This is a genomic window from Pseudoroseomonas cervicalis ATCC 49957 (assembly GCF_000164635.1).
Taxonomy (GTDB): domain Bacteria; phylum Pseudomonadota; class Alphaproteobacteria; order Acetobacterales; family Acetobacteraceae; genus Pseudoroseomonas; species Pseudoroseomonas cervicalis.
This window is the reverse complement of sequence record NZ_GG770777.1, coordinates 1,342,680-1,349,445: the sequence shown is the minus strand read 5'-3', so window position 1 is coordinate 1,349,445 and position 6,766 is coordinate 1,342,680. Positions and strand designations below refer to the sequence as shown.

General features: G+C 74.1%; 6 protein-coding genes. 2 read left to right on the top strand and 4 right to left on the bottom strand.

What is annotated here, in order from left to right; all coding sequences use genetic code 11:
* Positions 1–130: 130 nt before the first annotated feature.
* Positions 131–1,534, top strand: coding sequence for a M20/M25/M40 family metallo-hydrolase (locus HMPREF0731_RS05835; protein ID WP_040611959.1), 1,404 nt, complete (start codon positions 131–133; stop codon positions 1,532–1,534).
* A 72-nt stretch (positions 1,535–1,606) separates the two neighbouring features.
* Here the strand turns inward: HMPREF0731_RS05835 and HMPREF0731_RS05830 are convergent, their stop codons facing one another.
* Together HMPREF0731_RS05830 and HMPREF0731_RS05825 are read right to left on the bottom strand one after the other, a co-directional pair.
* The gene (locus HMPREF0731_RS05830) at positions 1,607–2,041 is read right to left on the bottom strand and encodes a cupin domain-containing protein (RefSeq protein WP_007003122.1); all 435 of its coding nucleotides are present in this window, start codon (positions 2,039–2,041) and stop codon (positions 1,607–1,609) included.
* Positions 2,042–2,139: 98 nt separating this feature from the next.
* Positions 2,140–3,015 (bottom strand): LysR family transcriptional regulator, encoded by an 876-nt coding sequence (locus tag HMPREF0731_RS05825; protein WP_007003121.1) that lies wholly within the window; start codon positions 3,013–3,015, stop codon positions 2,140–2,142.
* Between the two features lie 98 nt (positions 3,016–3,113).
* Here HMPREF0731_RS05825 and bla point away from each other — a divergent pair, with 98 nt between their 5' ends.
* Positions 3,114–4,004: a class A beta-lactamase gene (gene bla / locus HMPREF0731_RS05820; RefSeq protein WP_007003120.1), complete on the top strand. Its 891-nt coding sequence runs from the start codon at positions 3,114–3,116 to the stop codon at positions 4,002–4,004.
* Between the two features lie 6 nt (positions 4,005–4,010).
* Here the strand turns inward: bla and HMPREF0731_RS05815 are convergent, their stop codons facing one another.
* Positions 4,011–5,201, bottom strand: a complete 1,191-nt coding sequence (locus tag HMPREF0731_RS05815; RefSeq protein WP_007003119.1) for a PP2C family protein-serine/threonine phosphatase — start codon at positions 5,199–5,201, stop codon at positions 4,011–4,013.
* On the bottom strand, positions 5,198–6,766 hold a 1,569-nt coding region (locus HMPREF0731_RS25025), incomplete at its 5' end, for a methyl-accepting chemotaxis protein (protein ID WP_007003118.1). The genes HMPREF0731_RS05815 and HMPREF0731_RS25025, both read right to left, overlap by 4 nt.

Genomic DNA, 6,766 nt, shown 5'->3' with positions numbered 1-6,766 from the left:
CCCCGGCCCGCACCAGCCGCTGAACCCTCGCCGCCCGGCCCGCCGCCCGGGGCGTTGACGCGCTGCGCCGGCGGGGCCAATGCCTGTAGCCCAGGGGCGCGGCGCCGCCGCGACAGAGAGGGAGACGGGCATGGCCAGTCGCGAGGGCGCGCTGCGGCGCGCGGGGGAATTCTTCGACCAGGGCGGCTATGCCGATCTGCTCGGCCGGATGGTGGGCATCGCCTCCACCTCGCAGGAGGAGCGCCACGCCGCCGAGCTGCCGCGCTACCTCGACGGGCTGATCCGCCCCTGGCTGGAGCGCATGGGCTTCAGCGTCTCCCTGCACGACAACCCCGAGCCCGGCTTCGGCCCGATCCTGATGGCCAGCCGCATCGAGGACCCGGCCCTGCCGACCGCGCTGCTCTACGGCCATGGCGATACCGTCGCCGGGCTGGATTCGCAGTGGAGCGAGGGCCTCACCCCCTGGACGCTGACCGATCGCGGCGACCGCTGGTATGGCCGTGGCACCGCCGACAACAAGGGCCAGCACGGCATCAACCTGGCCGCGCTGGAGGCCGTGCTGGCCGAGCGCGAGGGCAAGCTCGGCGCCAATGTGAAGCTGGTGCTGGAAATGGCTGAGGAGCGCGGCAGCAAGGGCCTGCGCGCCTTCGTCGCCGCCCATGCCGAGGAGCTGGCGGCCGATGCGCTGATCGCCTCCGACGGGCCGCGCGTCATGCCCGAGGTGCCGACCATCGCCACCGGCACGCGCGGCACTTGGCATTGCGACCTGGTGGTGAAGCTGCGCGAGGGCGGCGTGCATTCCGGCCATTGGGGCGGGCTGACCACCGACCCGGCGGTGGTGCTGGCGCATGCGCTCGCCACCATCATGGACCGCGACGGCAAGATCCTGGTGCGCGACTGGCTGCCGGCCGGCGGCACCGTGCCGGCGGCGGTGAAGGCGGTGCTGCAGGGCTGCCCGGTGGGCGGCGGCGACGGCGCCGCCACCATCGACGAGGCCTGGGGCGAGCCCGGCCTGACCGCGGCCGAGAAGATCTATGGCTGGAACAGCTTCATCGTGCTGGCCATGGAAAGCGGCGTGCCGTCCAACCCGGTGAACGCGGTGGCGCCCTGGGCGCGCGCGCATTGCCAGATCCGCTACACGGTGGACAGCGACCCGGCCCAGTTCGAGGCGGCGCTGCGCCGCCACCTGGACGCGCACGGGCTGCAGGTCGTGGCGATCGAGAACGCCTTCGTCCGCATGCCCGCCAGCCGCACCGCGCCGGACCACCCCTGGGTGCGCTGGGCGCAGGCCAGCATGGAGCGCAGCCTGGGCCGCAAGGTGCAGATCATCCCGAACAGCAGCGGCGGCCTGCCGGGCGATGTCTTCGTCGACCATCTGGGCGTGCCGCTGGTCTGGGTGCCGCACAGCTACAATGGCTGCAAGCAGCACGGTCCGGACGAGCACCTGCTGAAGGCCCCGGCGCGCGAGGGCATCCTGGCCTTCGCCGGCTTCTGGTGGGATCTGGGCGAGCCCGGCCTGCCGCCGCGCGGCTAGTTTTTCCGGTTTGGGGTGGGGTGGGCATGGCCCGCCCCGCGCCGGCGGGCGGCGCCCCGGCCGGGCGCCGCTTTAGTGCCGCAGCTCGGTGTTGCTGCCGCCGCCCTCGGTCTGGTCGATCACCAGCAGGCGCACCGTCTCTTCGCCCAGCGTCTCGCCCCAATGCCAGTGGTCGAGCATCTCCACCACCACATCGCCGGCCTTGTATTCCCAGGAGCGGCCCTCGGGCGTCGCCACCAGCAGGCGGCCCGCCATGACATAGGCGATGCGCTGCTGCGGATGGCGGTGCACCGGCAGCCGGGCGCCGGGCGGGATCTCGTAGGTGGCGATCACCAGCGTGCCGTCGCGCTGCGGAAAGCGCATCGGCTGGCCGAGCGCGGTGGCGCTGCCGCGATAGATCTCCACCACCTTCGCGGCCGGCGGGGCGGCGGGGGGCGCGGGCGGGGCCGCGCAGGCGGTGGCGAGCAGCGCGGCCAGCAGGGCGAGGCCACGGGGAGCAAGGCGCATTCGGGACGTTCCTCCGGCCGGTTCGCTCCGGCCGGCCGCCAGCATGCCCGGTTTCGCGGCGCCTGACGCGGGCTTTCCGGCCCCCGTGCTGCGATTCCTCAGCCCTGCGCCTCCTCCAGCAGCCAGAACTGGAAGGCGCGCAGCGCCGGCCCCGGCGGGCGGGAGCGCAGCCAGCTCAGCCAATAGGCGCCGAGCGACAATTCGGCGGCGAAGGGGCGCAGCAGCCGCCCCTCCGCCAGCTCGCGCGGGAACAGCCGCAGCGGCAGCAGCGCGACCCCCGCGCCCTGCGCCGCCGCCTCGGCCAGTACCAGGGAGGAATCGGCGATCATGCCGCGCGGCGGCGGGCAGGGCAGGTCGAGCGACGCGAACCAGCGCGGCCATTCATCGGCGCGGTAGGAGCGCAGCAGCACCTCGCCCGCCAGATCCTCCGGCCGGCGCAGCCGCGCCGCCACGCCAGGGGCGCAGGCGGGGGAGAGCGGGGCGCTGAACAGCCGCACCGCCTCCGTCCCGTGCCAGGCGCCGTCGCCGAAGCGGATGGCGCAATCCAGCCCCTCGCCGGCCAGGTCGACGCGGTTGTTGTTGGTCAGCAGCCGCAGGTCGATGAAGGGATGCGCCTGCCGGAAGCGCTCCAGCCGCGGCAGCAGCCAGCCCACCGCCAGGCTGCCCACCACGCCGACGGTCAGCACCTCGCGCACCTGCCCGGCCTCGAAGCGGTCCAGGCTGCGGCCGATGCGGCGGAAGCCCTCAGCGATCTCGGGCAGCAGCGCCGCCCCCTCATCGGTCAGCGCCAGGCCGCGCGGCAGCCGGCGGAACAGCGCGACCCCCAAATTTTCCTCAAGGCTCTTCACCTGATGGCTAATGGCGGCCTGGGTGACGTGCAGCTCCAGCCCGGCCTTGGTGAAGCTCAGATGGCGCGCCGAGGCCTCGAAGGCGCGGAGCGCGTTCAGCGGAAGATGGCTGCGCATGGCGTTCATGCCCAAATTTTCCTGGGGTTTCGCCGCAAATCTCCCCGTTTGTCGAGGGGGCATCGCGCCGCCATGGTGCCGCCCGGAACGATACGGGAGACACCGCCATGACCCCACGCCGCCATCTGCTGCAGGGCCTCGCCCTCGGCGCCACGCTGTGGACCGCCATGCCCTGGCGCGCCGCCCTGGCCGCGCCCGACGCCACGGAGTTCGCCCGCCGCATGGCGGAGATCGAGGCGCGCAGCGGCGGCCGCCTCGGCGTCGCGCTGCTCGACACCGGCAGCGGGTTCCGCGCCGGGCACCGCGCCGCCGAGCGCTTCCCCATGGCCTCCACCTTCAAGCTGCTGCTGGCCGGCGCCGTGCTGCGCCGGGTGGATGAGGGCAAGGAGCGGCTGGACCGGGTGATCCGCTTCACCCGCGACGATCTGGTGCCCTATGCCCCGGTGACCGGCCCGGCCGCCGGCGGCCCCGGCCTGACGGTGGCGGCGCTGTGCGAGGCGACGGTGACGCTGAGCGACAATCCGGCCGCCAACCTGTTGCTGGACACGGTCGGCGGCCCGGCCGGGCTCACCGCCTTCCTGCGCGGCCTGGGCGATGCCACCACCCGCCTCGACCGCACCGAGCCGGCGCTGAACGAGGGCCGCCCCGGCGACCCGCGCGACACCACCACGCCGGATTCGATGGCCTTCCTGATCCGCGCCCTGGCGCTGGGCGATGCGCTGCGGCCGGCCTCGCGCGAGCGGCTGATGGGCTGGCTGCTCGGCAACCGCACCGGCGATGCGCAGATCCGCGCCGGCCTGCCGCAGGGCTGGCGCGCCGCCGAGAAGACCGGCAGCAACCCCTCCGCCGGCATCGCCAATGATGTCGGGCTGCTGCTGCCGCCCGGCCGCGCGCCGGTGCTGCTGGCGGCCTATCTCACCGAGGCCCGCATCGCCGCCGCCGAGCGCCCGGCGCTGCTGGCCGAGGTGGCGCGGGCGGCGGTGCGGGCGCTGGGCTGAACCGCCTCAGCCCCGGCGCAGCACCAGCACGGTGATGTCGTCGGCCTGCGGCGCGCCGGCGACGAAGCCCTCCACCGCGCGCAGCACCGCCTCGACCACCGCGACCGGGGCGGCGCCCGCCTGCGGCGCCAGCGCCGCCTCCAGCCGCTCGCGCCCGAAGAACTCTTCCTGGGCATCCTCGGCTTCGGTCACGCCGTCGCTGAACAGCAGCAGGCCTTCGCCCGGCGCCAGAGCGAGCGGGTCGGAGCCATAGGGGTAGCCCTCCATCGCCCCCATCGGCGGCTGGCGGGTCAGCCCGGTCAGCGGCGCGACGCCGCCGGCGGAAAGCCGGTAGGGCGCCTCATGCCCGGCGACGCAGATGCGCCCCTCGCCGGTGCCGGCATCGATGACGGCCAGCGCGATGGTGACGAAGGTCTGGCTCTCATTGTCGCGGGCCAGGTCGTCATTGGCATGGGCGATGATGGCGGCCGGGTCCGGCCGTTCGCCGCCAGCCGAAAGAAGCGTGGCGGCGGCGCGGATCAGGCCGAGGCTGCGCGCCATGGTCAGCCCGGCCGGCGCGCCCTTGCCGGCGACGTCCGCCACCGTGATCAGCAGCAATCCGGGCGCGATGCGGAAGGCGTCGTAGAGATCGCCCCCCACCTGCCGCGCCGGCACCATGGCGGCGCAGAGATCCAGCCCGCCGGGGGCGATGGCGGCGAAATCCCGCGGCACCAGGGAGAGCTGCGCGGCGCGCGCGCTCTCCAGCTCCGCCTCCAGCAGCGCCAGGCGCTGGTCGGCCAGGTCCCGCAGCCGCTTCTTCTCCAGCACCGCGCCGAGGCGCGCGCGCAGCAGCGGCAGGTCGAAGGATTTCGGCAGGTAGTCCTCGGCGCCCAGCTCGATGCAGCGGACGATCTTGGCCATCTCGGTCAGCGCCGAGATGACGATCACCGGCGGCGCCGCGCCGCGCGCCGCGTGCAGCTGCTCCAGCACCGAGATGCCGTCGAGCCTGGGCATCTCCAGGTCGAGCAGCACCACGTCGAAGCGCTGCCGCTCGATGGCGGCCAGCCCCTGCTCGCCATCCTCGGCCATGGTGATGTTGCTGTAGCCGAGCTCGCCCAGGCGGCGCTTCAGCATCAGCCGGTTGAAGCTGCTGTCATCGACGACCAGCAGCGCGACATCGGCGTTGGCGGCGGCCTCGGCGGCGGGAAGGTCGCTCACGCGCCGCGCCCCGCCATGCTCTCGACGGCGCTCTGCGTCTCCGAGGCCAGCTTGGCCAGATCGATCATGGTCACGGTGATCTCCTCCGCCGCCGTCGCGTTGGACTGGCCGATGCGGGTCAATGTGCCCACGCGGGCATGGATGTCGGTGACGGTCGCCTGCTGCTGTTCCATGGCGACGGCGATGGCGCCCGAGAGGCGCGCGCTCTCGGCCACCAGCCGCTCCAGCGTGTCCATGTCCTCGCCGACGGCGGCGGCGGTGCCGCTGCCCTCGCGCGTGCGGCGGCCGGCCACCAGCACGACATCGGCGATCTCCTGCGCCAGCTGCTCGCTGCTGGCGGCCAGCGCGCGCACCTCCTCGGCCACCACGGCGAGGCCGCGGCCATGCTCGCCGGCGCGCGCCGCCTCGATCGCCGCGTTGATCGCCAGGATGTTGGTCTGCGTCGCGATCTTCGAGATGGTGCCGGCGATGCGCGTCACCCGCTCGGTGTCGTCGCTCACCGCGTCGACCAGCTCGATCAGGCTGCGCACCTTGGTCAGGTTGGCGTCGAGCAGCGCCTTGGAATCCTGCGCCCGGTCGCTCGACAGCGCGGTGGAGCGCACCACGTCGCGGATCGCCTCGGCGGTCTGCGACAGTGCCTCGGCCACCTGGCGCAGCTCGGCCAGCTGGGTCATGGCGCCGTCGCTCACCTGGCCGATGGCGTCCGAGGCCTGGGTGGTGGCGATGGCGGTGCGCCGCGCATTCTCCGCCGCCTGCTCGGTCAGGGTGTGGGTGGCGACCAGGCTCTGCTTGAACACCACCACGGCGCGCGCCATGCCGCCCAGCTGGTCGGAGCGCCCGGTCTCCGGCACCTCGGCCGCGAGGTCGCCGCGCGCCAGCGCCTCCATGGCGCGGGCGATGCGCGACAGCGGCCGCGCGATCAGCGAGACCAGCACCAGCAGGATCAGCCCCGAGCCGGCGAGGCCCAGCAGCGTCGCCACCAGCACGATGCGCCGCGCCTGGGCGGCGAGCTCGCGCGCCTCGGCCAGCGACTGGTCGCCGCGCCGCTGCACATACTCCCGCGCCGCGTTGGCGACGCGGGTGTAGGTGGTCATGTAGTCGAGCCATTCCTCGTGCAGCGGGCCGAAGCGGTCGCGCTGCCGTCCGGCGAAGGCGGCGCGCACCTGCTCCACCAGCTCTGGCATGCGGCCGGCCATGTCGCGGCCGCCGCCCATCAGGATCGGGTCCAGGCTCTGGCCCAGCAGCGCGTCGACATGGGCGAAGCTGCGCAGGATCTGGTCGCCGCCGCGCACCATGCGGGGCGCCGCCGGCACCGGCTGCAGGACGCCGGCGATGACGCTGGCGAAGCCGGCCGAGAAATCCGCGACATGCTGGGTCAGCTCGTCCACCGCCGCATCCGCCTCGCGGTCGCGCACGCCGATCTGCTCGATGAAGTCGGACTGCCGCTGGCCGGTGACCAGGGCGGTGCCGCTGAGCAGCAGCACCACCGCCAGCATCAGCGCCGCCACCAGCGCCGCGCGGGTGCCGATTCGGCCGAACCAGGCGGGCAGCCGGGCACGCCGCGC